This is a genomic window from Cupriavidus necator (assembly GCF_013141915.1).
Taxonomy (GTDB): domain Bacteria; phylum Pseudomonadota; class Gammaproteobacteria; order Burkholderiales; family Burkholderiaceae; genus Cupriavidus; species Cupriavidus necator_B.
Window position 1 is genome coordinate 739118 of sequence record NZ_SROX01000001.1, and the last position, 25726, is coordinate 764843.

A 25726-nucleotide genomic window follows, 5' to 3' on the forward strand; every position below is an offset into this window, starting at 1 on the left:
CAGCACCGGGAATCTCCCCGCCACGTGCGGGTCGCCTTGCCACCTCCCCTCATCCCGCCTCTAATAGATCCAGGTACCGTCAGGCTGGCAACGACGGCCAGGAGGCGACATGCGCTGCAGCCAATGCGGCTTCGGCAACCTTGCTGGCGCCAACTTCTGTGAGGCGTGCGGGGCGCGGCTTGCCCGCGCGTGCCCGCAATGCGGCGCCGAAGCCACCGCGGCGGCGCGGTTCTGCCGCGTCTGCGGCGCTGGCCTGCCGGACGCACCCGCTATCGCCGGGCCTGCGCCCGCCGCCCCGCGCCAGGACAGCCCTGCACCGGTCCACTACACGCCGCCGCACCTTGCCGGACGCATCCTGGCCGAGCAGGCGGCGATGGAGGCCCGCGGCGAAACCGCCGGCGAACGCAAAACCATCACCGCGCTGTTTGCCGACATGGCCGGCTCCACCGCGCTGACCCAGGACCTGGACCCGGAGGACGCGCGCCGGCTGATCGATCCTGTGGTGACACTGATGATGGAAGCGGTCCACCACTACGAGGGCTACGTGGCCAAGTTTCTCGGCGACGGCATCCTGGCGCTGTTCGGCGCGCCGATCGCGCATGAAGACCACGCCCTGCGCGCGCTGTACGCGGCGCTGCGAATGCAGGATGCGATGCACCGGCACAGCGACCGCGTGCGCCTGGAGCAAGGCATTCCGCTGCAGGTCAGCATCGGCATCCATACCGGCGAGGTGGTGGTGCGCTCGATCCGCAAGGACGACCTACACACCGACTACGATCCGGTCGGACACACCATCCATATCGCCTCGCGCATGGAAGGCATCGCCACGCCGGCGTCGATCCTGGTGAGCGAGTCGACCCACAAGCTGACCGAAGGCTATTTCGAGTTCACGGCATTGGGCACCACCAACGTCAAGGGCGTGCGCGAGCCGCTGGCGGTGTATGAGGTGATCGGGCCGGGGGCCTTGCGCACGCGGCTGCAGGTGGCGGCGCACCGGGGCCTGGCCCGCTTTGTCGGGCGCCAGGACGAGCTCGCGCACCTGAACGCAGCGCTGGAGCAGGCCAAGGCCGGCCACGGCCGCATTGTCGCGGTGGTGGGCGAGGCCGGCGTCGGCAAGTCGCGGCTGTTCCATGAGTTCAAGGTCAGGTCGCAGCGGGACTGCCTGGCGCTGGAAACGTTCTCGGTCTCGCATGGCAAGGCCTTTGCCTACCTGCCGCTGATCGAGATGCTGAAGAACTACTTCCAGATCACGGCGCACGACGGCGACCGCGGCTGCCGCGAGAAGGTGACCGGCAGGCTGCTGACGCTGGACCGCTCGCTCGAAGAGCACCTGCCCTACCTGCTCTACCTGCTCGGCGTGGTCGAGCCCGACTCGCCGCTGCCGACCATGGACGCGGCCATCCGGCGCCAGCGCACCTTTGACGCGATCGCGCGGCTGCTGGTGCGCGAAAGCCAGAACCAGCCGCTGCACGTCATCTTCGAGGACCTGCAATGGCTCGACGGCGAGACCGAGGCCTTCCTCAACATGCTGGTCGACCACGTTCCCGGCGCGCGCATCGTGCTGCTGGTGAACTACCGGCCGGAGTACAGCCATCGCTGGGACGACGGCGGGCATTACTCGCAGTTGCGCCTGCAGCCGCTGGGACAGGCCGAGGCGCAGGAGCTGCTGACCGCGCTGCTGGGCGACGACCCCAGCCTGGGGCCGCTGAAGCGCCTGATCCTCGAAAAGACCGAGGGCAATCCCTTCTTCATGGAGGAAGTGGTCCAGACCCTGGCCGAGGAAGGCGCCCTGCTCGGCCACCCGGGCGGCTACCGCATCGAAAAGGCGCCGGCGCTGCTGCACATTCCCACCACGGTGCAGGGCGTGCTGGCCGCCCGTATCGACCGGCTCCCGCTGGCGCAAAAAGAGCTGTTGCAGACTCTCGCCGTGATCGGCAAGGAGTTTCCGCTGGGTCTGGTGCTGCGCGTCACCGGCCTGCCCGAGGATCAGCTGCATCCGCTCCTGCGCGACCTGGAGACCGCTGACTTTATCTACGAACGCCCGGCCTTCCCCGAGGTGGAGTACGCCTTCAAGCACGCGCTGACCCAGGAGGTAGCCGGCAGCTCGCTGCTGACCGAGCGCCGCAGCGCGCTGCATGAAAGCTCGGCACAGGCCATCGAGGCGCTGTTCCACGGCCGGCTCAAGGACTATTGCAGCGAACTGGCCCACCACTACAGCCACAGCGGCAATGTCGCGAAGGCGGTCGAGTACCTGCACTGCGCCGGCCAGCAGGCGCTGCAGCGCTCGGCGCAGGAGGAAGCGATCCGGCATCTCAGCGATGCCATCGCCCTGCTCAAGCGCCAGCCCGACAGTACTGAACGGGCGCGCCTGGAGTTGACCCTGCTGCTGACGCTGGGGCCCGCGCTGATTGCCGCGCGCGGCCAGGCTTCGCCCGAAGTCGAGGCCAATTACCGGCGCGCGATGTCGCTGTGCGAACAAGGCCGGCAGACGCCCTATGTGTTCTCGGCGCAGTTGGGCATGTGGGCGTTCTACCAGCTGCGTGCGCAATACCAGGTGTCGCTGCCGCTGGCCCGGCGCCTGCTTGCGCTGGCCATGGAGTCGCAAAAGACCAAGCAGCTGGCCGAGGGCCATCGCGCGCTGGGCGCCACGCTGTTCCGCCTGGGCCTGCTGGAAGAGGCGCGCGCGCATATGGAGGCCGTGCTGGCCGTGCCGCACCCCGAGCACTCCGCCTACGACTTCCTGACCGGCTACGGCCGCGACCCGATGGTCCATGCCACTGGTACGCTGGCCTGGATCTTGTGGTACCAGGGCTTTGCCGACCAGGCCCTGGCGCGCAGCCGCGAAGCGCTGGCGCTGGCGCGCGCGCGCCCGGATGCCTACAACCTTGCGCTGTGCCTGGTGTTCGCGGCGGAACAGCACCGGTGGCGCAGCGATCCCGCGCAGGCCAGGGAATATGCGGAAGCCGCCATTGCCCTTTCCTGCGAACAGGGCTTCCCCATCTACCTCGCCTGGGGCACCGTGCTGCAGGGTTGGGCGGTATCCGAACAGGGCCACCACGACGAAGGCATTGCGCTGATGCACCGGGGCCTGGCCGCCTACGAGGCCACCGGCGGCGAACTCGGCATGCCCAACCTGCTGGCCATGCTGGCCGAGGCCTGCGGCAATGCGGGCCAGCCCGCCGCGGCGCTGGATGTGCTGACACGCGCGCAGGCCATGGTGGAAGAGACGGGCGAACGGCTTGATGAAGCCGTCGTGTATCGATTGCGCGGCGACATGCTGCTGCAGCTGGCTGCGCCGGATGCCGGCGCAGCCGCCAGCCATGAGGCCGAGGCCTGCTTCCAGCGGGCGATCGCGGTGGCGCACGGCCAGGGCGCCAGGCCGCTGGAACTGCAGGCCGCGCTCAGCCTGGCCCGGCTGTGGCAGCGTCAGGGCAAGAGCGATGCCGCGCGCGAAGCGCTGGCGCGCATCCACGGCAGCTTCAGCGAGGGCACCGATAGCGCCGACTGGCTGCAGGCGCAGGCATTGCTTGCCGAGCTTTCCGGCCAGCCGTCCCGCGACACGGGCCCCGCGCGCGCATGACCACCGCCCCCGCCTGCCCGCTGCAAGAGCGCTTTGTCGCGCTCTGGACGCTGGCGGGCGGCACCCGCGCGGCGGACGCCTATGCCGACCTGGCGCGCTGCTACGGCGAGCCGACCCGGCATTACCACACCCTGGACCATGTGCGCCGCTGCCTGCAAGACCTCGACTGGGCGCGCAGTGCGATACCCGATGCCGCCGACGTGGAACTGGCGCTGTGGTGCCATGACGTCATCTACGTGCCCGGCGCAGCCGACAACGAAGCACGCAGCGCCGCCTGGCTGCGGCACTGGTCGGCCGGCACGGTCGTCGCCGCCGGGCGCGTTGCCGCGCTGATCCTGGAAACCACGCACGCCGACGTGCCGGCGAGCCTGGCCGGGCGCTTCACCGCCGACATCGACCTGGCCGCGCTGGGATACAGCCGGGCGCGCTTCCAGGACAACGGCGCGCGCCTGCGCGCCGAGCGCACCGACCTGGACGACGCCGCCTATGACGCCGCCGAGCGCGCCTTCCTGCGCCGCCTGCTGGACAGCCCCCGCATCTATGCCACCGACCTGTTCCAGTCACGCTACGAGGCGCAGGCGCGCGCCAACCTTGCCTGGCGGCTGGCCCAGCCCGCGCTGCCTACAGGAACTCGCCCGTGATATCGATGCTGGAGCGCTGCCCCACGCAGTCATAGTTGCGCTCCAGCCAGAGCGTGGCGGCTTGCCGGCCCTTGTCGCGCAGCGAACACAGGAAGTCCCAGTCGGCGTTGTACTTGGTCGAAACCCCGAGCGCGGCCATGGTCTCGTCCGAACGGATCGAATGGATCCACATCTCCTTCATCTCGTTGCGGTCGATCTTGCCCTGCTGGATCAGCGTGGTGACGAAGCCGATCGCGCGCATCTCACGCATCAGCGACGAGTTGAAGCTGACCTCGTTGACCCGGTTCAGGATCTCCGCGGCCGTGGTCGGCACGCCGCGGCGCACGATCGGGTTGATATGGACGATCACGACATCGTGCGTCTCGCAGTGATAGATCAGCGGAAAGATCGCCGGGTTGCCGACATAGCCGCCGTCCCAGTAATGCTGGCCGTCGACGCTGACTGCCTGGAACAGCGTGGGCACGCAGGCCGAGGCCAGCACCGCGTCGACGCTCAACTCTTCCTGCGCAAAGATGCGGATCCGGCTGGTCTCGATATTGGTCGCGCACAGGTACAGCCGGATCGGGCAATGCTCGCGCAGCGCCGCAAAATCCACCTGGCTACGCAGCACGTCGCGCAGCGGATTGGCATTGCCCGGGTTGAACTGGTACGGCGACAGCAGGCGCAGCGTAATGTCGGCCATGGCATACAGCGGGGAGTGGTTCAGCCCCAGCGTATGGCTGCCCTTGAACCACGGCAGCCAGCGCAACGGGTTGAAGCGCTGCGCCGAGTGCGCGATGGCCTGCCAGAAGTCATGCAAGGCCAGGCGCGCGCCGTCGCTGCCGCCCTGCATCAGGCCATAGGCCAGCACCGTGCCGTTCATGGCGCCGGCGCTGGTGGCGCTGACACCTTCGATTTCCAGCCGGCCATCCTCCAGCAGACGGTCCAGCACGCCCCAGGTAAACGCGCCGTGCATGCCGCCGCCCTGCAAGGCCAGCGCCACGGGCTTGGCTTGGACACGCTCGGGCGGCATAGGTGTTTTCCCTTCGGCGGCGGCAAGGCGCCATGCTCCAGTGTAGGGAAGAACCGGGCTGGCAGCGTAGGGCTGCATGCGTGGTGTGACACACACTGGCGTGCGGGCCACGACGGCACCGGAGCGGCCGTCGTGGCAGCGGCATCACTTGGCTAGTGCCGGCGCCCCGCTACGCCAGTTCGAACCCATGCCGCGCCAGTGGCAGCGAGCGGATACGCTCGCCGGTGGCGGCAAACAGCGCATTGGCCAGCGCCGGCGCCAGCGTCGGCACCGCCGACTCGCCCACGCCGCCAATGCGCTCGCCGCTGGGCGCCAGCACCGCCTCGAAGCGCGGCGTCTGGGCCAGGCGCAGCAGGGGATAGTCATGGAAGTTGGATTGCTGCACGCGCCCGTCGGCGATGGTGATCACGCCCGACAGCGCCGCGCTCAGGGCCCAGATGCTGGCGCCTTCCAACTGGCGCTCGACGGTTGCGGGGTTGATCACGGTGCCGCAGTCGATGGCATTGACGATGCGATGCAGCGTGATGCGCCGGCCCTGCACCGACAGTTCCACCGCCGTGGCGCACAGCGAGCCCCACGCCTGCGACAGCGCCACGCCGTGGCAGCGCCCTGGCAGCGCACTGCCCCAGTTGATCTGCTGCGCCAGGCGCTGCAGCAAGCGCACCGGGCGCGGCCGCTCCGCCAGCAGGCCAAGCCGGAACTGCAGCGGGTCGGCCCTGGCGTGATGCGCCAGTTCGTCGATAAAGCTCTCGGCGAAGAAGGTGTTCTGGGTATAGCCCACGCCGCGCCAGAAACCGACCGGCACGGTTGTATTGACCATGGCATGGCGCACGGCAAGATGGGGCAGCGCGTAGGGCAGGTCCACCACGCCTTCGACCGACTTGGGGTCGACCCCGCCCTTGACCCGGTCCGGAAAATTGCGGACATAGATCGATGAGCAGGCCAGGCGCGCCTCCAGCGCATGGATGCCCGCCTTGTCCGGTGCCAGCACCGCGCTGAAGCGCGCCGCCGCCGCGGGCCGGTAGAAGTCGTGCTGAAGATCTTCCTCGCGCGACCAGATCAGCTTGACCGGCTGCCCCGCGGCCTTCGACGCCAGCGCGGCCTGGATAAAGACATCGAATTCCTCGCGCCGGCCAAAGCCGCCGCCGACGAAAGTCCCATGCACGGCGATGCGTTCGGCCGGCAGGCCCAGCACCCCCGACAGCCGCTGCGCGATCTCGCCGCAGACCTGGGTCGGTCCCCAGATCTCGGCGCGGTCGGCGCGAACGTCGGCGGTGGCGTTCATCGGCTCCATGGTGGCATGGGCGAGGTACGGCACTTCGTATTCGGCGGTGTAGGCATGGGCGCCCTGCATCTGCGCGTCCGGATCGCCGTGGCGCAGCGCCACCGCCGATGCGCCGCGCGCAGCGTCCCGGTAGCCGGCCATCAGTGCCGCGTCGCCGGCGGGTGTGCCCGGCGGCAGTTGCCAGTCGGGCTGCAGCACGGCCAGGGCCTTGCGCGCGCTCCAGTAGCTGTCGCCCAGCACCACCACGGCATCGTCCAGCAGCACCACGCGCCGCACGCCGCGCACCGCCAGCGCCGGCCGGGCATCGACGCGGCGCAGCGTGCCGCCAAAGGCCGGGCACGCCATCACCGAACCCACCAGCATGCGCGGCACCTTGACGTCGACGCCGAACACCGCCGCGCCGCGGGTCTTCAGCGGAATGTCGAGCCGGTCGGTCGGGCGGCCCAGCACCTTCCAGTCGCGCGGATCCTTCAGCGTGACGCTGGCCGGGCGTGGCAGGGACGCAGCCCGCGCAGCGAGATCGCCATAGCCGAGCGTGCGCCCGCTGGACTCATGCCGCACCACGCCTTGCACGGCGCGGCACTGCGCCACCGGCACGCTCCAGCTTTGCGCGGCGGCCTCGCGCAGCATCTCGCGCGCGGTGGCGCCGATGCGGCGCAGCGGCTCGAACGACCAGCGCGCCGAGGTACTGCTGGCGGTCGCCTGCACCTTGAACATGCGGTTGTTGTAGACCGGGTCGGTCGGTGCCAACTCAGCGCGCACCTGGCGCCAGTCGCACTCCAGCTCTTCGGCGACCAGCATCGGCGCGGAGGTCATCACGCCCTGCCCCAGTTCGGCCGACGGCACCATGATGGTTACGCTGCCGTCGGCATCGATGCGCAGCCACGCGTTGATGTCATCCGGATCGCGCGCGGGCACGCTGGCATCGGCGGCCTTCGCCAGCGGCAGGTGAAAGCCCAGCACCAGCGCCGCCGGCACCGCGCCGGCGGCTTGCAGGAAGCGGCGGCGGCTTGTGTGGAGATGGCTCACGATGACGCCCTCCCCTTGGGGTCGCCCGCGTTCTGCGCGGTGGCGGCACGCAGGATGGCGCGTTCCACGCGCGGATAGGTGCCGCAGCGGCACAGGTTGGTGATGCCGGCGCGGATATCTTCCGGCCGTGGTGAGGGGTTGTCGTTCAGCAAGGCACACGCGGCCATGATCATGCCCGACTGGCAATAGCCGCACTGCGGCACCTGCTCGGCAATCCAGGCGCGCTGGACCGGGTGCGAATTGTCGGCCGACAATCCTTCGATGGTCGTAATGTCGGCGCGCGCCACGGTGCCGACAGGCGTGATGCAGGCGCGCACGGCCTTGCCGTCGACATGCACGGTGCAGGCGCCGCACAGGCCAGCACCGCAGCCGAACTTGGTGCCGGTATAGCCCAGGTAATCGCGCAGCACCCACAGCAGGGGCATGTCGCGCTCGGCATCGACGGCGTGGCGCTTGCCGTTGATCTTCAACTGCAGTTTCATGGGGTCTCCTCGTTGCGCACCGGCTTCGCAGCGGCCGGTTCGGGTGCGGCCCAGTATCGGCCGCGCTGCATGGCAGGACAATCGACTTGTTTTGCCATCACCTGTGAGGCAAGATCACAGCCATGATCCGCCGGCTCCCCTCGATGCAAGTGCTCCAGGCCTTTGCCGCCACCGCGCGCACGGGCAGCATGACGCGTGCCGCCGATGCGCTGTGCGTGACGCATGGCGCCATCAGCCGGCATATCCGTGCGCTGGAGTCACAGCTTGGCTGCGTCCTGTTCCTGCGTGCCGGACGGCAACTGGAGCTGACCGCCACCGGCCGCGAACTGGCCGACGACCTCGAGCGCGCCCTGCGCGCGGTGGAACTGTCACTGGCCGGCGCGGCCGAGCGGCGCGCGCGCCAACGGCAGTCGCTGCATGTCAATGTCAGCCCGGAACTGGCCGGTGCATGGCTGGTGCCCAAGCTGCCGCAGCTGCGCGAGGCGCTGCCTGGCGTGGACCTGTCCATCGCCGCCAGCACCGAAGACCCCGACTTCGCCCGGTCGGACCTGGACGTCAGCCTGCGCTATGGGCCAGCGCCCTTCACTGGCTACCAGTGCCTGAAGCTGCTGGACGACGACATCATCGCCGTATGCAGCCCCGGCTTCGCGCAACGGCACGCCGGCATGACCGCGGCCGACGCCGCGCATCTGCCACGGCTGCGGCACGCTCGCTTCCGCTGGTCGCAGTGGGGCGCCGCCGCGGGCGTTGTTCTGGATGAGCCCGAGGACGGCATCGTCTTCGACTGCCGCGCACTGCTGATCGAAGCCGCGGCCAGTGGCATGGGCCTGGCGCTCACGCGCGCCTTGCTGGCGCGCGAGGCCATCGCCGCGGGGCGGCTGGTGCAGCCGCTGATGGGCAGCTTTCCGGCCAGCCATAACTGCTACATCGTCTGGCGCGGCGACAACCCCAAGCAGGCGCTGATCCGGCGCTTCGCGCAGTGGCTGCGCGAGGTGGCGGTGCGGGGGTGAGGTGGTATTCGTACTGACGAGTTGACGGGGGGGCTGCGTGCGGTTGTCGTGCTTGGCGGGCGCGGCTGTTTCGCCGGCGCAGCCGGCGACTTACTCTTTTGTCCGAGCGACAAAAGAGTAAGCAGAAAAACGCGTCGCCTCTGGGCGGCTGGCCAAGGCGGCGTTGGTCATTCGGGTGGTGGCTTCTTGCGGTCAGGGGTCCGGTGGTTCGACCCTGCTGACGCTACCGGGAGGTGCCTGGCGTCCGGGATCGGATGGACGAACCCGACTTTAGGTCGGTGGCAGCCTGCTAACCAGGTTGTTGGTGGGACGCCTTCGGCTGCGCTTCGCGCGCTCACCATCTCAGGTCGTATGCTGTGGCACGGAGTGCATCGCTGCGCTCGCACAGTGTTATCGCGTGCGAGCCCAACAGCGTATTGCCTTCCCGCTTGTTTGCTCCCTTCTCCCGCTTGCGGGGGAGGGGCGGGGGTGAGGGCCGGCGCATCCACGAAGTCAGCCGCATCGGTCCGTGCAGGCCGACATCACCCTCCCGCTCCCGGAGTCCTCTTGATGTCTCGCGCAATCGTCCCTATCCCGCCCACGCACTAGTATCGTCCAGCGGATAAACCGGCCGGCTGACCCGCCGGAACGGAAACCGCTCGTACCGTGAACTGGTGACGCCCTCCCCGTCGCACTCCACCACTGCCCTGGCGATCGGCACGAACACCGGCCGGCAGTACATGCGCGATTTCAGCAGCAGGAACCTGGCCCGATGCGGATCGATGCCGATATGGGTGAAGATTCCCAGGTCCCAGTGCTCTTGCGGGGTCTCGGTCACGATCACCTGCGCCGCGCCGATATCGAGCAAGGCGGTGCGCCCCATGCGGATGCGCTGCCCGGTGTAGGTCGGCCCGGTGATGGTGTACTCGCCGTCGCTGATCGCCGCCACCGTGCCGGTCAGCGGCCGGCTTTGCGGATAGACCTCCAGCTGGGGCAATGGCACCTTGTCGCCGACCGGCAGCGTGATGCTGGCCCCGACGCCGGCGTCCACCATGGCTGCCACCGCCTCCGGATCGCACACGGGTCCGACCGCGATGCCGGTCAGGCCCTGCGCCAGCGCCTCGTGCAGCACCGCCATGTTGTCGCAGGTGCCGCCGGACATGCAGTTGTCGCCGTGATCGAGCAACAGCACTGGCCTTGCGTCAGCACCGTCCGCGCTGTCAGCAAGCTGCGCCGCGCGCGCGATGGAACGGGCCAGCGGCTCCGCCTGGTAGGCAAAGGCATCGCGCTCGGCCCATGCCTGCGCCGCGATCCGGCTGGCGACCTCATCCGCCCTGGCCGGATCGCCATCGCCGACCACGATCACGCTCAAGCATGGCGCGGCGATATCGGCGAGGCCAAAGCCGGCCAGCACCGACACCGCCAGCATGCCGTCCCGCTCGGCCTCGCGTGCCAGCGCCACGGCGCGCTGCATCGCGCCTTCATCGGTGCGGCTGCGCAAGGTGTGCGTGATCAGCGGCGGGCGCCGCCACGCCATCACCGGCCGCACGCGCCCGGCAACCATGTCCAGCAGCAGCCGGCCGGCATGCGCGCCGGTTTCATACATGTCCACGTGCGGGTAGGTCTTGAAGCTGACCGCGATGTCGGCATGGTCGACCAGCGCCTGCGTGACGTTGCCGTGCAGGTCTAGGGCGACCGCGACCGGCGCATGCGGCAGCACCGTGCGCAGGCGGCGCAGCAGGTCGCCCTCGCCGTCGTCGCTGTTCTCGGCCACCATCGCGCCATGCAGGTCGAGCATCACCGCGTCGCAGCCGTGCGCGGCGGCGATGATGGTGTCGCACAGATGCGTGTAGGCGTCGGCGGCGACGCGTCCGCTCGGGTTGGCCGCGGCGATCACCGGCACCAGGAGCTCCGCGCCGGCGGTCTCGGCCAGGTCGATGAAGGCAGCGGCCGCGGTGCGGGTGCCCTTGGCGGCGCGATAGGCGGCATCGCCATAGGCCGGCGCGAACGCAGCCAGCGGCGTCGGCACCGGTGAAAAGGTATTGGTCTCGTGATTGAGTCGGGCAATCAGGATCTTCATCGGTCAGTCCGTCCAGGTGTCATGGCCGCGTGGCGGCATCGAGCATGGCGTGCAGCAGCACGTTGCAGCCGGCCTCGAGGTGCTCGGGCCGCGCGTCTTCGATTTCGTTGTGGCTGATGCCGTCCTTGCACGGCACGAAGATCATCGCGGCCGGGGCGACGCGGGCGAGGTAGACCGCGTCGTGGCCGGCACCGCTGATTACCTCCATGGCGGAATGGCCGAGCCGCCGCGCGCCGCTGCGCACCGCCTCGACCAGCCGCGCATCGAACGGCTGCGGCGGGAAGTACACCACCTGTCGCAAATCGATGGCGATGCCGCTGCGCGCGGCCAATGCGGCAACCTGCGCGCGCAGCGCCGCGTCCATCGCCGACAGCACCGTGTCGTCGCCAGCGCGCAGGTCCGCCGTCATTGTCACCTTGCCGGGGATGACGTTGCGCGAATCGGGATGCACGGCCAGGCAGCCCACCGTGCCGCGGCCATGCGGGGGATGATCGAGCGCGATGCGGTTGACGATGCCGACCAGCTCCGACGCCGCCAGCAGCGCATCCTGGCGCAGCGCCATCGGCGTGGGGCCCGCATGCGCTTCCATCCCGGTCAGCACCACGTCGTACCAGCGCTGGCCGAGCGCGCCGGTGACCACGCCGATGGTCGTGTCGTTTGCCTCCAGCACCGGGCCCTGCTCGATGTGCGCTTCAAAGTAGGCGCCGACCGGGCGCGCACCGACCGGCTCCGGTCCTGCATATCCGATGGCCTGCAGCGCCTGCCCGACGCAAATGCCATCGCGGTCGCGCTGCTGCAGCATGTCAGGCAGCGCGAATTCGCCGATGAACGCGCCCGAGCCCATCATCACCGGGACGAAGCGCGAGCCTTCTTCGTTGGTCCAGACCGCGACCTCTAGCGGGGCATCGGTGACGATGCCGGCATCGGCCAGCGTGCGCAGCACTTCGATGCCGGCGAACACGCCGTAGTTGCCGTCGAACTTGCCGCCGGTCGGCTGGGTGTCGATATGGCTGCCGGTCATCACCGGTGGCAAGGCATCATCGCGCCCGGCGCGCCGCGCAAAGATATTGCCGATGGCGTCGACGCGGACCGTGCACCCGGCCGCCCTGGCCTCGGCGACGAAGAAGTCGCGGCCCTGGCGGTCCAGGTCGGTCAGCGCCAGCCGGCATACGCCGCCCCTGGGCGTGGCGCCGATGGTGGCCAGGCGCATCAGGGTGTCCCACAGGCGTTCGCCGTCGATGCGCAGGTCGGCGCGCGCGCCGGCAGCCGGAACCGCCTCGCGCGCAGCTTGCAAAGTCGTCATGTCATTCCTCGTATCGGCAGGCCGGCATTGCGGCCTGCATGAACCAGTTCAGGCCGCCAGGCCGACGCCAAGATAGCGGTCCTTGACCGCCTCATCGGCACGGAACGCGTCGTTGCTGCCGGTGTAGACCACCCTGCCCTGCTCGATGATCACGTGCCGGTCGGCCAGCTGCGTGCAGACCTCGAGGTTCTGCTCCACCAGCAGGATCGGCACGCCGGCCGCCTTGATCACCTTGAGCTGCGCCACGATCTCTTCGACGATCACCGGGGCCAGCCCTTCGACCGGCTCGTCGAGCATCAGCAGGCGCGGATGGTTCATCATGGCGCGCCCGATGGCGAGCATCTGCTGTTCGCCGCCGGAGAGCTGCGCGCCGCCGTTGCCGCGCCGCTCGCGCAGGCGCGGGAAGATGCGGTAGATGTCCTGCAGTTGCCACGGCGAATCGCGGCGCGCGGCCAGCTTGAGGTTCTCTTCCACCGTCAGCAGCTTGAAGATGCCGCGGTGCTCGGGCACCAGGCACAGGCCGTCGGCGGCAATCCGGTGCGGCGCCATGCCGGCCACATCCCGGCCGCGGAAGACGACACGCCCGCCCCTGGGCCGCACCACGCCGGCGATGGCCTTGAGCGTGGTCGACTTGCCGGCGCCGTTGCGCCCCAGCAGCGTGACCAGCTCGCCTTCGCCGACCGCCAGCGATACGCCTTGCAGCACATGGCTTTTGCCGTAGTAGCCATGTATCTCCTGTACGTCGAGCATCATCCCTTGCCTCCGGTGATCATGTTGCCGAGATAGGCGGCGCGCACGCGCGGATCGCCGCGCACCGCCGCGGGCGGCCCTTCCATCAGCACCTTGCCTTGCTGCATCACCGTGACGGTGTCCGAGATATCCATGACGATGTCCATGTTGTGCTCGATCAGCACGACCGTGTGGTCCTGCGCCAGCCCGCGGATCAGCCGCTTCATCGCGCCGAGGTCGTCGACGCCCATGCCCGAGGTGGGCTCGTCCAGGAAGATCGCGCGCGGCCGCGCGGCCAGCGCCATGCCGACCTCCAGGCGCCGCTGCTGGCCGTGCGACAGCACGCCCGCCGCGCTGTCTGCGACGCGCGTCAGTTCCAGCCGCTCCAGCACCTGGTCGACGACCTCGCCGCAGGCCAGCGCGCCCACCGGCAAGCGCCATCCGCTCATGGCCTTGCGCGGCGACGTGCCCAGCGCGGCGAGGCGCAGGTTCTCGCGCACCGGCAGGCTCGGGAACAGGCTGGTGACCTGGAACGAGCGCGCGATGCCGCGCTGGACCCGCTGGTAGTCGGCTTCCGCAGTGACGTCCTTGCCGTCGAAGAGAATGCGTCCGGCGCTGACTTCCTTGGTGCCAGTCAGCATGTGGAACAGCGTGGTCTTGCCGGCGCCGTTGGGGCCGATCACCGAATGGATCGTGCCCGGCATCACGCGCAGGTCGACCCCGCCGAGCGCCATGAACTTGCCGTACTGCTTGACGACGCCGGTGGCTTCGAGGATGGGGATGGTGGTGGGGCTCATGCGCGTTCCTCCTGCGTGGCGGGCGCGCGGCGCACGCCGCGCAGTCGCTCCCATGTCGTGGCGCCCAGCCCCCACAGCCCGCGCTGCATGAACAGGCTGACGGCGATCAGCAGAAAGCCCAGCAGCATCAGCCAGCGCGGCCACAGCGTCGACAGCCAGTCCGCCAGCAGCACATAGAAGGCCGCGCCCAGCACCGACGCGAAGATATTTCCGGTGCCGCCGATCACGGTCATCACCAGGATCATCTCGCTGGCGTGGTAGTCGATATTGGCCAGCGGCGCGATCCCGGTCAGCATCGCGTGCAGCGCGCCGGCCAATCCGGTGACCGCGCCGGAGACCATGAACGCCAGCAGCTTGAACGCCTTGACGTTGTAGCCGACCGCCAGGGCGCGCTCTTCGTTGTCGCGGATCGCCAGCAGCGTGCGGCCAAGCACGGACTCGGTCACGCGCAGCACCGCAAGGAAGACCGCCAGGAACAGCACCGCGACAAAGCCATAGAACTGCCACGGCGACGCCAGCGACACCAGCGCGTGGCCGGCCACGGACAGCGGCGGACGCGGGATGTCGAGCAGCCCGTTGTCGCCGCCGGTCAGGCCGGGCGCCGTATAGGCGAGGAAGTAGAACATCTGCGCGAACGCCAGCGTCAGCATCACGAAGTAGGTGCCGCGCTGCCGGATTGCAAACCAGCCCACCAGCGCCGCCGCCGCCGCGCCGATCGCGACTGCCAGCAGCAGCGCCAGCGGCATCGGCAGGCTGGCGCGGGTCAGTGCCAGCCCCACCGCGTAGCTGCCCAGCCCGAAGAAGATCCCCTGGCCGAATGACAGCAGGCCGGTGTAGCCGAGCAGCAGGTTGCACGCCATCGCGGCCATTGCGTAGATCAGCACTTCGGTGGCGAGCGTGCCGGAGCGCATGGTCAGCGGTAGCAGCAGCGCGACACCAAGCGCCAGCCACCAGAAGCGGTAGCGCAAGAACCCTTGTCTTTCCATAGCCATCATCCCCTCCCCAGCAAGCCATGCGGACGCAGCAGCAGCACCGCGGCCATGGCGACATAGATCATCAGCCGCGCGCCTTCGGGCCACAGCGTGCTCATCAGGCTTTGCACCACGCCGACCAGCAAGCCGCCCACCAGCGCGCCGGTGAAGCTGCCCATGCCTCCCACCACGACCACGATGAAGGCCACGCCCAGCGCCTCGACGCCCATGAACGGCTCGGCGCCGCGGATCGGCGCCGCCAGCACGCCGGCAAGCGCGGCGGTGGCGGCCCCCAGCGCGAACATCAGGCTGAACAGGCGGAACACGTTGATGCCGAGCAGCGACACCATCTCGGTGGATTCGCTGCCCGCGCGCACCGCGCTGCCCAGCCGCGTGCCTTCCAGCAACCACCACAGGCCGATGGCCAGCAGGCCGGTAAAGCCGATCACGAACAGGCGGTATTTGGGGTAGATGAAGTCGCCCCACATCACCACCCCCTGCAGCGCGTCCGGCGGCGGCACGTCGACGCCGAGTGGCCCCCAGCCGACGATGATGAGTTCCTGGATGGCCAGCGCCAGGCCGACCGTGACCAGGATGTGGAACTCGTGCGGCTGCGCGTAGACGTGGCGCAGCATGAGCTTCTCGGTCAGCCATGCCAGCGCGCCGATGACGACCGGGGCGAGCACCAGCGCCATCCAGAAATTCATGCCGAACTGCAGCGCCTGGAAGCAGAGGTAGGCCCCCAGCGCATAGAACGCGCCGTGGGCGAAATTAACGAAGCGCAACAGCCCGAAAACGATCGACAGCCCTACCGCGAGCAAAAAGTAGAGCATGCCGATCCCGACGCCGTTGATCACCTGCAACAGATAGACGTTCATGAGTCGTACGGATGTAGGAAGCCGCCATGCCGCGCGACACTGCTTGGCATGGTGCTTCGGTGTGCTTCAGGGTGCTGTCTGCCGGGGCGGCGGCCCCGCAGTGTCATGGCCTCAGGCCATCTTGCACTGGGTCTGGTCGACCGGCAGGAAGGCCTTGCCGACGCTGACGATCTCGGCGTAGTCGTCCTTGTCCTTCATGCGGGACTTGGCCTTGCCCTTGAGCAGGTAATAGTTCTTCAGCACCTGGTGGTCGGCGGCGCGGATTTCCTCGGGCCCGGTCAGGCCCTCGTACTTCATGCCTTCGAGCGCGGCGACCACGGCCTTCGGGTCAGCGCTGCCGGCCTTGATCATGCCGTCCACCATGATCTTGGTGCAGATGTACGAGCCCGCCAGGCTGTAGTTGGGATTGGCCTTGAACTTGGCCTGGGTGCGCTTGACCAGGTCGCGGTTCAGCGGCGTATCGACGCCGTGCCAGTACTGCGCGCCGAAATAAACGCCCTCGCACAGGTCGGCGCCGAGGGACTCGAACTGTTCCAGCCCCGAAGCCCAGGCCAGCAGGATGGTGGTGTTCTTCTTCATGCCGAAGCTGACCGCCTGGCGCAGCGTGTCGGCGGACTGCGAGCCGAAGTTCAGGATCAGCAGCACGTCCGGCTTGGCGGCCATCGCATTGGTCAGGTAGCCGCTGAATTCCTTCTCGGTCAGGGCGTGGTAGCTGTTGCCCACGTGCTCGATGCCCTTCTCCTTGAAGATCGCCTTGGCGGCAGACAGCAGCCCGTCGCCAAACACGTATTGCGGCGTGATGGTGTACCAGCGCTTCGCCTTGGGCATCGCTTCGACCAGCGGCCGCACGGTGCGCTCGATCGCGCCGAAGGTCGGCACCGACCAGCGGAAGGTGGCGCGGTTGCAGTCCTTGCCGGTGATCTCGTCGGCCCCCGCGGTGGTTACGAACACGCCGCCGAACTTTTCCGCCTCCTTGCCCATCGCCAGCGACTCTGACGACAGGATGCCGCCGGCGAAGTAGCGTGCCGACTTCTGCTGCGCCAGCTCCTGCACCTTGCGCACCGCGGTGGCGGGCTTGCCTTCGGTATCGAGCACGCTGTAGCGCAGCGGCCGGCCCAGCACCTGGCCGTACTGGTCAACGGCAAGCCGCATGCCCAGGTCGGCAAACTTGCCGTTGGCGGCGAAGGCGCCCGACATGGGCACCGGGCAGCCAAACTCCAGCGCCTCGCCCGCGGCAACGGCGCTCCGGCCATGGATTAGCGAGGTGGGGACGGCGGACAGCGCCGCCAGTTTCAGCAGGTCACGACGATTCAAGGCTCACTCCTCGGTCTGTGGGATGGGGCGCGGGGCGAAAGGCTGGCCAACGCCAGGTGGCGCTGCACCATCTCCCCGACATGCTGGTGACTTCGCCCGGCGCCGGCATGACCGAGCAAGAATCGAACCTGTTTATTCTATTTATACGTATAAATAGAATAGAATCATCTTAGAAGTCGGCCGGAACCGTTGTCAACAAAGGGAAGATCAGGGTTTACGCAAGCTCCAGGCCCCGGCGCCCCTGAGTTGCGGGGGGGCGGGACAAAAAGGTGCGGGGCGCACCAGCCATGACGGCCAACGGGGCAACATGCACGGCGCTGGGGCAAGCCAGCGGCAGCCGCGCTTGGCTAGAATGCAAGCGCCCAGGCCTCCAGGCCCGGGCGCATGACAAGGAAAGAGCAATGGCGATGTTTCGGGAGGGCAAGACCGGGGCCATCGAGATCCGCAGGCAAAAGCGCGCGGACCTGGTGGCGGAAGAGCTCAAGCGGCTGATTACCCAGCGCAACCTGCGTCCTGGCGACAAGCTGCCGCACGAGGTCAAGCTGCAGCAGATGTTCTCGGTCAGCAAGAGCACGATCCGCGAGGCACTCAAGTCGCTGGAAGTGCAAGGCCTGATCCGGGTCAGCACCGGGCCGGCGGGCGGGGGCACGATCGTGGAAGTGCCGCTGGACCGCACCTTCCAGCTGATGCAGAACTACCTGTTCTTCAAGGACGTCGGCATTGCCGACATCTATACCGTGCGCCGGCTGCTGGAACCCGAGCTGGCCGCCGGCGCGGTGCCGCACCTCACCGAGGACGACTTCAACGCGCTGGAACGCACCATCGACCTGTGCGACCCGGCATCGGCCGCGGCCGCGACGCCGCTGCTGGACCAGCGCCAGGAAGACCTGACCTTCCACGACATCCTGGCCGCGGCCAATCCCAACCCGATGCTGCGGTTTTCCTGCGAACTGATCAACGAGATGATCCGCCAGCTGGTGGTGTTCGGCAACGACACGCCTGCCTGCGAGCACGAGAAATTCGGCGCGGCCAACGTCAAGTTCCACAAGCGCATTGTCAAGGCGGCGCGCCAGCGCGACGCCGAGACCGTACGCACGCTGATGTCAGCCCATATGGAAGAGTGCACGCATTACGTCACGCGCATGAACGGACGCGTCCATGGGCGCCTGGTGCTCGACTCCGAAATGCCGCGGCGCGGCCGGATGCTGCCGGCAGACGACGCGCCTGCATGAGGCGGCGGGTGCAAACGACGCACCTGCTATCGCGTCAACCGGCTGCGTCCAGCCGCGCCGCCGCCCGCGCCAGCCGCGCCACGCCTTCGGCGATCTGGGCCGGGGCCGCGCCGGCAAACGAAAGACGGAACGCTGGCCGCGCGCGGCCCGCCGCATAGAAGCCGGCACCGGGGACGAACAACACCTTCTCCGCGATCGCATGCGGCAGCAGCGCGGCGGCGTCATCAATGCCGTCCAGCGAGGCCCACAGGAACATGCCTCCGGCGGGCAAGGCAAAACGGATGCGGCCGCCGAAGGCCAGCCGCAGCGATTCGGCCAGCCGGTCGCGCTTGTCGCGGTAGAACGTGATCTCGCGCGCCACCTGCGCAGGCAAGCGGCCGTCTGCCAGGTACTGCGCGACCGCCAGCTGGATCCACGGCGGCGTGCAGAGATCCGATACCTGCTTGGCAATCACGGCACGGCGGATGATTTCCGGGGCAGCCACCATCCAGCCGATGCGCAGGCCGGGCGCGAGCGTCTTCGACAGGCTGGCGAGGTGTACCAGCCACGGACGGGCGCCGGGCACTTCGCCACTGAGCGCCAGCAACGCGGGCGGCGCGGCGCCGTCGAAGCTCAGCGCACCATAGGGATCGTCCTCGACCAGCACCACCTGGTGCCGGGCCGCCAGCTCCAGCAGGCGCAGCCGGCGCGCGTGCGATAGCGTGGCACCGGTCGGGTTGGCGAAGGTCGGCACCGTGTAGATCAGCCGCGGGCGGAGCACGCCATCGGCCAGCATGGCCGCGAGCGCGTCGACGTCCATGCCGTGCTGGTCGGACGGTACGCCGCGCACGTCGGCGCCCGCCAGGCGCAGCGCCTGCAGCGTCGCCGAATAGGTCGGCTCCTCGACCAGCACCACGCTGCCCGGCTCCACCAGCACGCGCACCAGGAAATCAAAGCCCTGCTGCGAGCCGCTGGTGACCAGCAGTTCGTCCCGCGCCACCGCGGCGCCGCGCTCCGCCATCAGCGCCGCGAGCGCGTCGCGCAACGCGGGTACGCCTTCGGTCGCGCCGTACTGCAGGCATTCGGCGGGCCGTTCGCGCAGCGCCTGCGCGGATGCGGCGCCGATGCCTTCGGCATCGAACAGCGCGGCCGAGGGGTAGCCGCCCGCGAAGGAGATCATCTCCGGATCCGACAGATACTTGAACAACTCGCGGATCGGTGAGCCTTGCGGCTCGCGCAGGGCGGGAACGAACGGGTAGGTGGTCATGGTCGGGTCGGCCTCAGCATGCGGCGGCGGTCATCTTGAAGATGCCCTGCGCATTGCCGGCATCGAAGCCCAGGTCGGTGCGCGTGACCGCCTGCGCGTCGTCCACGTAGCGGTCGCGGGTGATGAACTCGTAGAACGAACCAGGCACTTCGCGCACCACCTCGGCGCCGTCCGCGCCGACAAAGGCGCGGCGTACCGGGTCGGCGCGGAAGGCGGTCTGGCGCACGCGGCCGCTGCGGGACACTTCCACCTTGTCCTTCATCGGCCGCCCCAGGCGCTTCTGCGCCTCAGCCAGCGCGAACACGTCGTCGACGCGGTCCGTCGCGTGGTTGAAGGCATTGCCCTCGGTGGCGATCCACGCCATCTCCGCCGATTCGGCCAGCAGGGCCTCATAGTCGGCCAGCGTGGGCGTGGCGTGCTGGCGCTCGAAGCAGCGCGCCAGCGCACCGATCAGTTCGCCGGCCTCCGCCAGCGGCAGCGCCCCGTCTCGCTCGAGTTCCCACAGCAATGCCTGCGCGCGCGGCGTGAGCGGATCCACCGAAGTGCGCGTGACGCGGCCGACGGCCTGCTGGAACCCTTCGCTGAAACGCTCGGGATGCAGCTCGCTGACAAAGAACTGCGCAATCTCTTCCGGCGCATCCTCATGCGCGTACGAGCGGCCCGTCATGCCGATCCGGTCGAGCGGATAGGTGCCGTTGAGCCGGTAGCCCAGCGGACGCAGGATGCGCGTGAAGGCGGCCTCGCCGGCGGGCAGCGCGCCGTGGTCAGGCCAGCGCACCGTGCGCAGCGCGCCATGGTCAAAGTGGACCTTGCCGCCCGCTGCGGCCACGTCTTCGGTGTAGGCCTTGCCGGTCGGCACGCGCTCGAGGATGCCGGCGAACAGCACCAGGTTCAGCGCGTGGGCGATCTCGGCGCGCGACGGGCGCCCGGCTTCGGCGGCCGGCAGCTGCGTGGGCGCGTCCACGAGGCTGGCAAGGCGTTCAGCGCCGGCGGCGCCAAGGTGCAGGGAAACGAGTTGGGTGATGTGGCTCATGATGAAGGGAAAGCTCGCAAACAAGAAGGAAATCAACAACGGCGTTCAGTCCACCGACGCGCCGGACAGCCGCACGATCTCGCCCCACTTCTGGCGGTCTTTCTTCAGCACCTCGGCAAAGGCTTCAGGGGTGCCTGGCGCCGGTTCCGCGCCCAGGTCGCGCATGCGCGCCTGTACCGCGGGATCGCCGAGCACGAGCGCCAGGTCCTGGCTGATCTTCTGCGCCACCGCGCTGGGTACGCCGCGCGGCGCCAGCAGGCCGAACCACGGGCTGGCGTCGAAACCCTGCACGGGGCCGGCGGCGGCCACCGTCGGCACATTGGGCAGTGCGGATGAGCGCGCTGGCGTGGTCACCGCCAGCGCCTTGAGCTTGCCGGAGCGGATGAACGGCAGCGACGCCGGCAGGTTGTCGAACATCACGTCGACGCTGCCGCCCATCAGGTCGGCGATCGCCGGGCTGCTGCCCTTGTAGGCGACATGGCTCATCTCGGTGCCGGTCATGCGCTGGAACAGCTCGCCGGCCAGGTGCGTAGAGGTGCCGTTGCCCGCCGACGCCATATTGACGCGCTTCGGGTTGGCCTTCAGGTAGGCGATGAACTCCGCCAACGTCTGCACACGGGCCCGCTCGGCAAATGCCGGCGACAGCACCAGCACGTTGGGCACGCGCGCCACCATCGACACCGGCGCGAAATCAGCGGCGGCGTCATAGGGCAGTTTTTTGTACAAGGTCGGGTTGATGCCGAATTCGCCCACCGAGCCCATCAGCAGCGTGTAACCGTCGGCCGTGGACTTGGCAGCGGCGCCGGTGCCGACGATGCCGCCCGCGCCGGGCCGGTTGTCCACCACGACGGACTGCTTCCACTGCACCGCCAGCCGCTCGCCGACCAGCCGCGCCACCATGTCGGTGGTGCCGCCCGGCGGATACGGCACGATGATGCGCACGGGCTTGGCGGGGAAATCCTCGGCGGCAGCGATGCCGGACATCGTCATGCCGACGGCAAAGGTGCCGGCGGCCAGCGCGCTGAACAAGCGTTTCATGAAATCTCCTGTCTACCTGGTGGTTGTCGTTATGGCGGTGCCGCGACCGGGGGATCGAGGAGCACGCGGCGGGACCAGGACCGAATCATTTCTCATCAAGTGCACCGGTTCAAGCGAGATTTCGGTATAGGATGATGACTTTATGTCATCAACTACAGCCCGACGTCCCTGCAATGCGGCAACGCCTTCCCAGTCTTTCCAGCCTGCGCGCCTTTGAAGCGGCCGCGCTGCACCTGAACCTGCGCCGTGCGGCCGCCGACCTGTTCATCACGGAAAGCGCGGTCTCGCGCCAGATTGCCGCGCTGGAAAGCCTGCTCGGCGTGCAGCTTTTTCACCGCGCCAACCAGCGCATCACGCTGACCGCGGCCGGTGCGCTCTACAGTGCGCAGGTGCGCGAGATGCTGCGCAAGCTGCAGCGCGATACCCTCGAGGTGATGGCGCATGAGGGAGCCGGCGGCACCGTCGAGCTGGCCTGCGTGCCGACTCTTGCCGTGGAATGGCTGATCCCGCGGCTGCCCGACTTCTACGCACGGCATCCCAAGGTCGTGGTCAATATCAGTGCCCAGTCGGACGTGTTCCTGTTCGATGGCACGCCCTATGACGCAGCGATCCACTTCGGCGAAGCCGTCTATCCCGGCGCGCGGGCGGACCTGCTGTTCGGCGAAGAGTCCGTCGCGGTATGCCATCCGGAGCTGTTTGGCCGCAAGCCGCGCATCGACGCGCATGACATCGCGCACGCGCCGCTGCTGCACCTGGCCACGCGCAGTTTTGGCTGGAAGCAGTGGATGGAGGCGGCCGGCATCGACGACGTCAACGCCATGCGCGGGGCCCGCTTCGACCACCACAGCATGGTGATCGCGGCGGCGCGCGCCGGCCTGGGGATCGGGCTGGTGCCGCGCTTCCTGGTAGAGGAATACTTGGCGAGCGGGCAACTGGTGAGCCCCGTGGCGCGGTCGTTGCGCTCCACCAGCGCGTATTACCTGGTCCTGCCCGATACGCGCCCGGTGAGCCCTGCCATGCAGCACCTGCGTACCTGGCTGCAGGAGGCTGCCGCGGCATTTGCCCGGGGGCAGGCTACGGGTTCCGAAGCACCGGAGCCAGCCACGGCGGCTTGAGGACGCCGCGCTCGCCCGGCGCCTCCCCCCAAAAAAGCGGCCCGGCCGCGCTATTTTTTTCGCGGATCATCATCTATATCCATACAGCCGCACACGCTGGCGCGTGCCGCGACGGACCGGCGCACCGCGGGCGAGAGCAACGGCGGAATACATACTCAACTTCAGGAGTCATGCCATGGCAAACAAACCGACAGTCGTCCTGGTGCACGGTTTTTGGGGAGGTGCCGCCCATTGGGGCAAGGTCATCGTCGAGCTGGCTCGGCTCGGACATAGCGGCATGCGTGCAGTGGAACTTCCGCTGACTTCCCTCGCAGACGATGTCGAACGTACGCAAAAGATGGTGGCGAGCGTCGACGGCCCGGTGCTGCTCGCAGGGCATTCCTATGGCGGCGCGGTGATCACCGAGGCAGGCAATGCCGCCAACGTGAAGGGCCTGGTGTACATCGCCGCCTTTGCGCCGGATGCAGGCGAGAGTCCCGGTGCGTTGACCCAGCAACATTTGCCAGTTGCGGCGCCAAATCTCGAGCCCGACGGCGACGGCTACCTGTGGCTCAAGGCCGCGAAGTTCCAGGAGAGCTTCTGCCAGGACCTTACCGAGGATGAAGCGCTGGTCATGGCCGTCACCCAGAAGGCGCCACTGGCCGGCACCTTCGGCGACACCATTACTACGCCGGCTTGGAAGAGCAAGCCTTCGTGGTACCAGCTCTCGAGCCAGGACCGCATGATCGCGCCGGAGAACCAGAAGATGATGTCGGAGCGCATGCATGCCAGGCGCGTCATCACGCTGGATGCCAGCCATGCCTCCCTTTCATCCAGGGCCGCGGAAGTCGCGGCACTGATCGACGAAGCGGCATCGGCGCTGCAATAGGCGCTCTGCGCCGGGCGCCGGCACGTTCATGCCGGCGCCGCCGCCAGCGCTTGCGCCACCAGTTCGGCAAAGGCGTCCGCCATGCCGGAATTGGCAAGGTGACTGGGGCGGGCCATGCGCACCTCCACCACGCACGCAGGCTCGAGCGGCACCACGCGCAGGGCCTGCGCGAAGACACGTGCCGCATAAGGATTGACGATGCCGATGCCTGCGCCCTCCGCGGCGAGGCCGCAGATCGTTCCGGAGTAAGTGGTCTGCAGCGTCGCGGCCGGTTCGGCCCCGGCATCGCGCAACGCCTGCCACAGCGCGATCGAGAGTTCGTCATCCGCATTCAGCGTCAGCAGGCGCTGCCCCGCCAGGTGGGAGGCATGGAGGCGCTTTCGCGCAGCGAGCGGGTGCCCCGCGTGCATCACGCAAACGGCGCGCGCACGGTGCATCACCTGGATGTCGAATTGCGGATGATCCAGCCGCCCGGTCGCCAGCACCAGGTCGAAGCGTCCATGCAACAGCCCTTCGCTGAGCTGGTGGCTGCCCACCGTTTGCAAGTCGACATGGACCTCGGGATGCAGCGCGATGAACCTGGCCAGGATGCCAGGCATCAGCCCGAGCCCCAGCGCCGGCGTGCACCCCAGCCGCAGCCATCCCGTACCGGACCGGCGCAGCAGGTCCACCTCCTGGCCGATACGTGCCAGCCCCTGGAAATGGCCCTGCACCGTTTCGAACAGCCGTTGCGCTTCCGGCGTCGGGCGCAAGCGGCCTTTGTCCATATCGAACAGCTTGAGGTCGGCGCCGGACTGCATCTGCGTCAACAGCCGGCTCACCGATGGCTGGGTGGTGTGCAGCATGGCTGCGGCGGCGGTCGTCGTGCCGGTCAGCATGACGGCGCGAAACGCTTCGATTTCGCGGAAAGTGGGCGGGCGCGGCATAGGGGCAAGTCGTGGCAAGCCGGCCGAGTGTATATCAAACGCGCATAGACACTGCGCAAAATTGAATTTTTCGGCATTGGGCGCCACGCCTACACTTGGCTCCGACCAACGGCCGCTTGGCCAGACTGACTCAGGAGACTCCCGATGCCGCGCCAGCTGAAAAAAGCACGCTGCCTGCCCCCGATCACCGCCCTGCTTGCCGGCACCCTGTCCCTGCTCGCAGGCAGCGCCCACGCCGCCTACCCGGACCACGCCATCCGCCTGATCGTCCCGTTCAGCGCGGGCGGCAGCTCTGACCTGCAGGCACGCATGCTGGCTGACCGGCTGGGCAAGCTGTATGGCCAGACCGTGGTGGTGGAGAACCGCCCGGGTGCGGGCGGACATATCGGCGGCAAGGCCGTCGCCGACGCCCCGCCCGATGGCTATACGCTGCTGCTCGGCTCCATCGGCCTGCACGCGACCTATGGCACCTACCCCAAGCTGAACTACAACCCGGCGGCCGACCTGAAGGTCGTGACCGTGCTGGCGGAGATGCCGCATGTGGTCGTGGTCAATCCGCAGATCCAGGTGACGAGCCTGAAGCAGCTTGCCGAGACCGCCAGCAAGCGGCCGCAGGGCATGACGTTCGGTTCGGCCGGGGTCGGTTCGTCGGTGCACATGATCGGCGAGCAGTTCCGGGTTGCCACGGGCGCACCGCTGACGCACGTGCCCTACAAGGGCAGTTCGGCCGCCATGGCCGACCTGCTGGGCGGCCAGATCGACATGATGTTCGAGAATCCACCGACCACGCTGGGCTACATCCGTGCCGGCAAGCTGCGCGCCATCGCCGTGACCGGCAAGACGCGCTTGCCGGCGCTGCCCGAGGTGCCCACCGCGGCGGAATCGGGTGTGCCCGGCCTGGTGGCAACCTCATGGACCACCATCGCGGTAGGCGCCAAAGTGCCCGACGTCATTGCCGACAAACTGAATGCCGACATCCGCGGCATTGTCACCGCGCCAGAGTTCCGCAACGGACTCGCCGAGCAAGGCATGACCCCGGTCGCCAATACCCGTGATGCGGCCTCGAAATTCATTGGCGCGGAGAAGGCGCGCTGGGACGAGGTCATCAAGAAGGCAAAGCTCAACGCTGAATAAACCGACACCGCATCGGCTTCACAATCGTCAACTTCGCGCATGCC

General features: G+C 68.4%; 21 protein-coding genes. 7 read left to right on the plus strand and 14 right to left on the minus strand.

The features are described from left to right. The first annotated feature begins 109 nt into the window (after positions 1 to 109). Entirely contained in the window at positions 110 to 3580 is a 3471-nt protein-coding gene (locus E5S69_RS03320; protein WP_171513572.1) for an adenylate/guanylate cyclase domain-containing protein, read from the plus strand. Continuing rightward, positions 3577 to 4221 carry an HD domain-containing protein gene (locus tag E5S69_RS03325; RefSeq protein WP_171513573.1) on the plus strand — a complete coding sequence of 215 codons (645 nt, stop codon included), beginning with the start codon at positions 3577 to 3579 and terminating at the stop codon, positions 4219 to 4221. Before E5S69_RS03320 ends, E5S69_RS03325 begins: the two co-directional genes overlap by 4 nt. On the opposite strand, the gene E5S69_RS03330 is transcribed toward E5S69_RS03325, so the two are convergent. From E5S69_RS03330 to E5S69_RS03340, 3 genes are all read right to left on the minus strand, one after another. Next, positions 4202 to 5233: a patatin-like phospholipase family protein gene (locus E5S69_RS03330; protein WP_171513574.1), complete on the minus strand. Its 1032-nt coding sequence runs from the start codon at positions 5231 to 5233 to the stop codon at positions 4202 to 4204. The genes E5S69_RS03325 and E5S69_RS03330 overlap by 20 nt on opposite strands. Before the next feature lie 169 nt (positions 5234 to 5402). Further along, the gene (locus E5S69_RS03335; protein ID WP_171513575.1) at positions 5403 to 7547 is read right to left on the minus strand and encodes a molybdopterin cofactor-binding domain-containing protein; all 2145 of its coding nucleotides are present in this window, start codon (positions 7545 to 7547) and stop codon (positions 5403 to 5405) included. After that, the gene (locus tag E5S69_RS03340) at positions 7544 to 8029 is read right to left on the minus strand and encodes a (2Fe-2S)-binding protein (protein WP_171513576.1); all 486 of its coding nucleotides are present in this window, start codon (positions 8027 to 8029) and stop codon (positions 7544 to 7546) included. Before E5S69_RS03340 ends, E5S69_RS03335 begins: the two co-directional genes overlap by 4 nt. A 143-nt stretch (positions 8030 to 8172) precedes the next feature. Between E5S69_RS03340 and E5S69_RS03345 the strand changes: the two genes are divergently transcribed. After that, positions 8173 to 9039, plus strand: coding sequence for a LysR substrate-binding domain-containing protein (locus E5S69_RS03345; RefSeq protein WP_236901182.1), 867 nt, complete (start codon positions 8173 to 8175; stop codon positions 9037 to 9039). Between the two features lie 568 nt (positions 9040 to 9607). On the opposite strand, the gene E5S69_RS03350 is transcribed toward E5S69_RS03345, so the two are convergent. The 7 genes from E5S69_RS03350 to E5S69_RS03380 form a co-directional block, all read right to left on the minus strand. Then, on the minus strand, positions 9608 to 11098 hold the full coding sequence (locus tag E5S69_RS03350; RefSeq protein WP_171513578.1) for a M81 family metallopeptidase: 1491 nt from the start codon (positions 11096 to 11098) through the stop codon (positions 9608 to 9610). Between the two features lie 19 nt (positions 11099 to 11117). Continuing rightward, complete coding sequence (locus E5S69_RS03355) at positions 11118 to 12401, minus strand: Zn-dependent hydrolase (RefSeq protein ID WP_171513579.1); 1284 nt, start codon at positions 12399 to 12401, stop codon at positions 11118 to 11120. A gap of 48 nt (positions 12402 to 12449) precedes the next feature. After that, entirely contained in the window at positions 12450 to 13154 is a 705-nt protein-coding gene (locus E5S69_RS03360) for an ABC transporter ATP-binding protein (protein WP_171513580.1), read from the minus strand. Further along, entirely contained in the window at positions 13151 to 13927 is a 777-nt protein-coding gene (locus E5S69_RS03365) for an ABC transporter ATP-binding protein (RefSeq protein WP_171513581.1), read from the minus strand. Before E5S69_RS03365 ends, E5S69_RS03360 begins: the two co-directional genes overlap by 4 nt. Then, a complete protein-coding gene (locus tag E5S69_RS03370; protein WP_171513582.1) occupies positions 13924 to 14919 on the minus strand; it encodes a branched-chain amino acid ABC transporter permease in 996 nt (331 codons plus the stop codon). Before E5S69_RS03370 ends, E5S69_RS03365 begins: the two co-directional genes overlap by 4 nt. Beyond that, a complete protein-coding gene (locus E5S69_RS03375) occupies positions 14919 to 15776 on the minus strand; it encodes a branched-chain amino acid ABC transporter permease (RefSeq protein ID WP_171513583.1) in 858 nt (285 codons plus the stop codon). The genes E5S69_RS03370 and E5S69_RS03375 overlap by 1 nt, the downstream gene beginning before the upstream one ends. Before the next feature lie 111 nt (positions 15777 to 15887). Next, a complete protein-coding gene (locus tag E5S69_RS03380) occupies positions 15888 to 17090 on the minus strand; it encodes an ABC transporter substrate-binding protein (RefSeq protein ID WP_171513584.1) in 1203 nt (400 codons plus the stop codon). Positions 17091 to 17491: 401 nt separating this feature from the next. Between E5S69_RS03380 and E5S69_RS03385 the strand changes: the two genes are divergently transcribed. Next, the gene (locus E5S69_RS03385; protein WP_171513585.1) at positions 17492 to 18322 is read left to right on the plus strand and encodes a FadR/GntR family transcriptional regulator; all 831 of its coding nucleotides are present in this window, start codon (positions 17492 to 17494) and stop codon (positions 18320 to 18322) included. Between the two features lie 34 nt (positions 18323 to 18356). Here the strand turns inward: E5S69_RS03385 and E5S69_RS03390 are convergent, their stop codons facing one another. From E5S69_RS03390 to E5S69_RS03400, 3 genes are read right to left on the minus strand one after another with little or no spacing between them, the layout of a single operon-like run. Then, complete coding sequence (locus E5S69_RS03390; RefSeq protein WP_171513586.1) at positions 18357 to 19568, minus strand: PLP-dependent aminotransferase family protein; 1212 nt, start codon at positions 19566 to 19568, stop codon at positions 18357 to 18359. Between the two features lie 13 nt (positions 19569 to 19581). Continuing rightward, a complete protein-coding gene (locus tag E5S69_RS03395) occupies positions 19582 to 20601 on the minus strand; it encodes a DUF1338 domain-containing protein (RefSeq protein ID WP_216621191.1) in 1020 nt (339 codons plus the stop codon). A gap of 45 nt (positions 20602 to 20646) precedes the next feature. Further along, positions 20647 to 21639: a Bug family tripartite tricarboxylate transporter substrate binding protein gene (locus E5S69_RS03400; protein ID WP_171513587.1), complete on the minus strand. Its 993-nt coding sequence runs from the start codon at positions 21637 to 21639 to the stop codon at positions 20647 to 20649. A 173-nt stretch (positions 21640 to 21812) separates the two neighbouring features. Between E5S69_RS03400 and E5S69_RS03405 the strand changes: the two genes are divergently transcribed. Both E5S69_RS03405 and E5S69_RS03410 read left to right on the plus strand, forming a co-directional pair. Further along, complete coding sequence (locus E5S69_RS03405; RefSeq protein WP_171513588.1) at positions 21813 to 22754, plus strand: LysR substrate-binding domain-containing protein; 942 nt, start codon at positions 21813 to 21815, stop codon at positions 22752 to 22754. Between the two features lie 175 nt (positions 22755 to 22929). Further along, entirely contained in the window at positions 22930 to 23622 is a 693-nt protein-coding gene (locus tag E5S69_RS03410; RefSeq protein ID WP_171513589.1) for an alpha/beta hydrolase, read from the plus strand. A 26-nt stretch (positions 23623 to 23648) separates the two neighbouring features. Here the strand turns inward: E5S69_RS03410 and E5S69_RS03415 are convergent, their stop codons facing one another. After that, positions 23649 to 24548: a LysR substrate-binding domain-containing protein gene (locus E5S69_RS03415; protein ID WP_171513590.1), complete on the minus strand. Its 900-nt coding sequence runs from the start codon at positions 24546 to 24548 to the stop codon at positions 23649 to 23651. Between the two features lie 144 nt (positions 24549 to 24692). Between E5S69_RS03415 and E5S69_RS03420 the strand changes: the two genes are divergently transcribed. Continuing rightward, positions 24693 to 25682, plus strand: coding sequence for a Bug family tripartite tricarboxylate transporter substrate binding protein (locus tag E5S69_RS03420; protein ID WP_171513591.1), 990 nt, complete (start codon positions 24693 to 24695; stop codon positions 25680 to 25682). Positions 25683 to 25726: the final 44 nt, after the last annotated feature.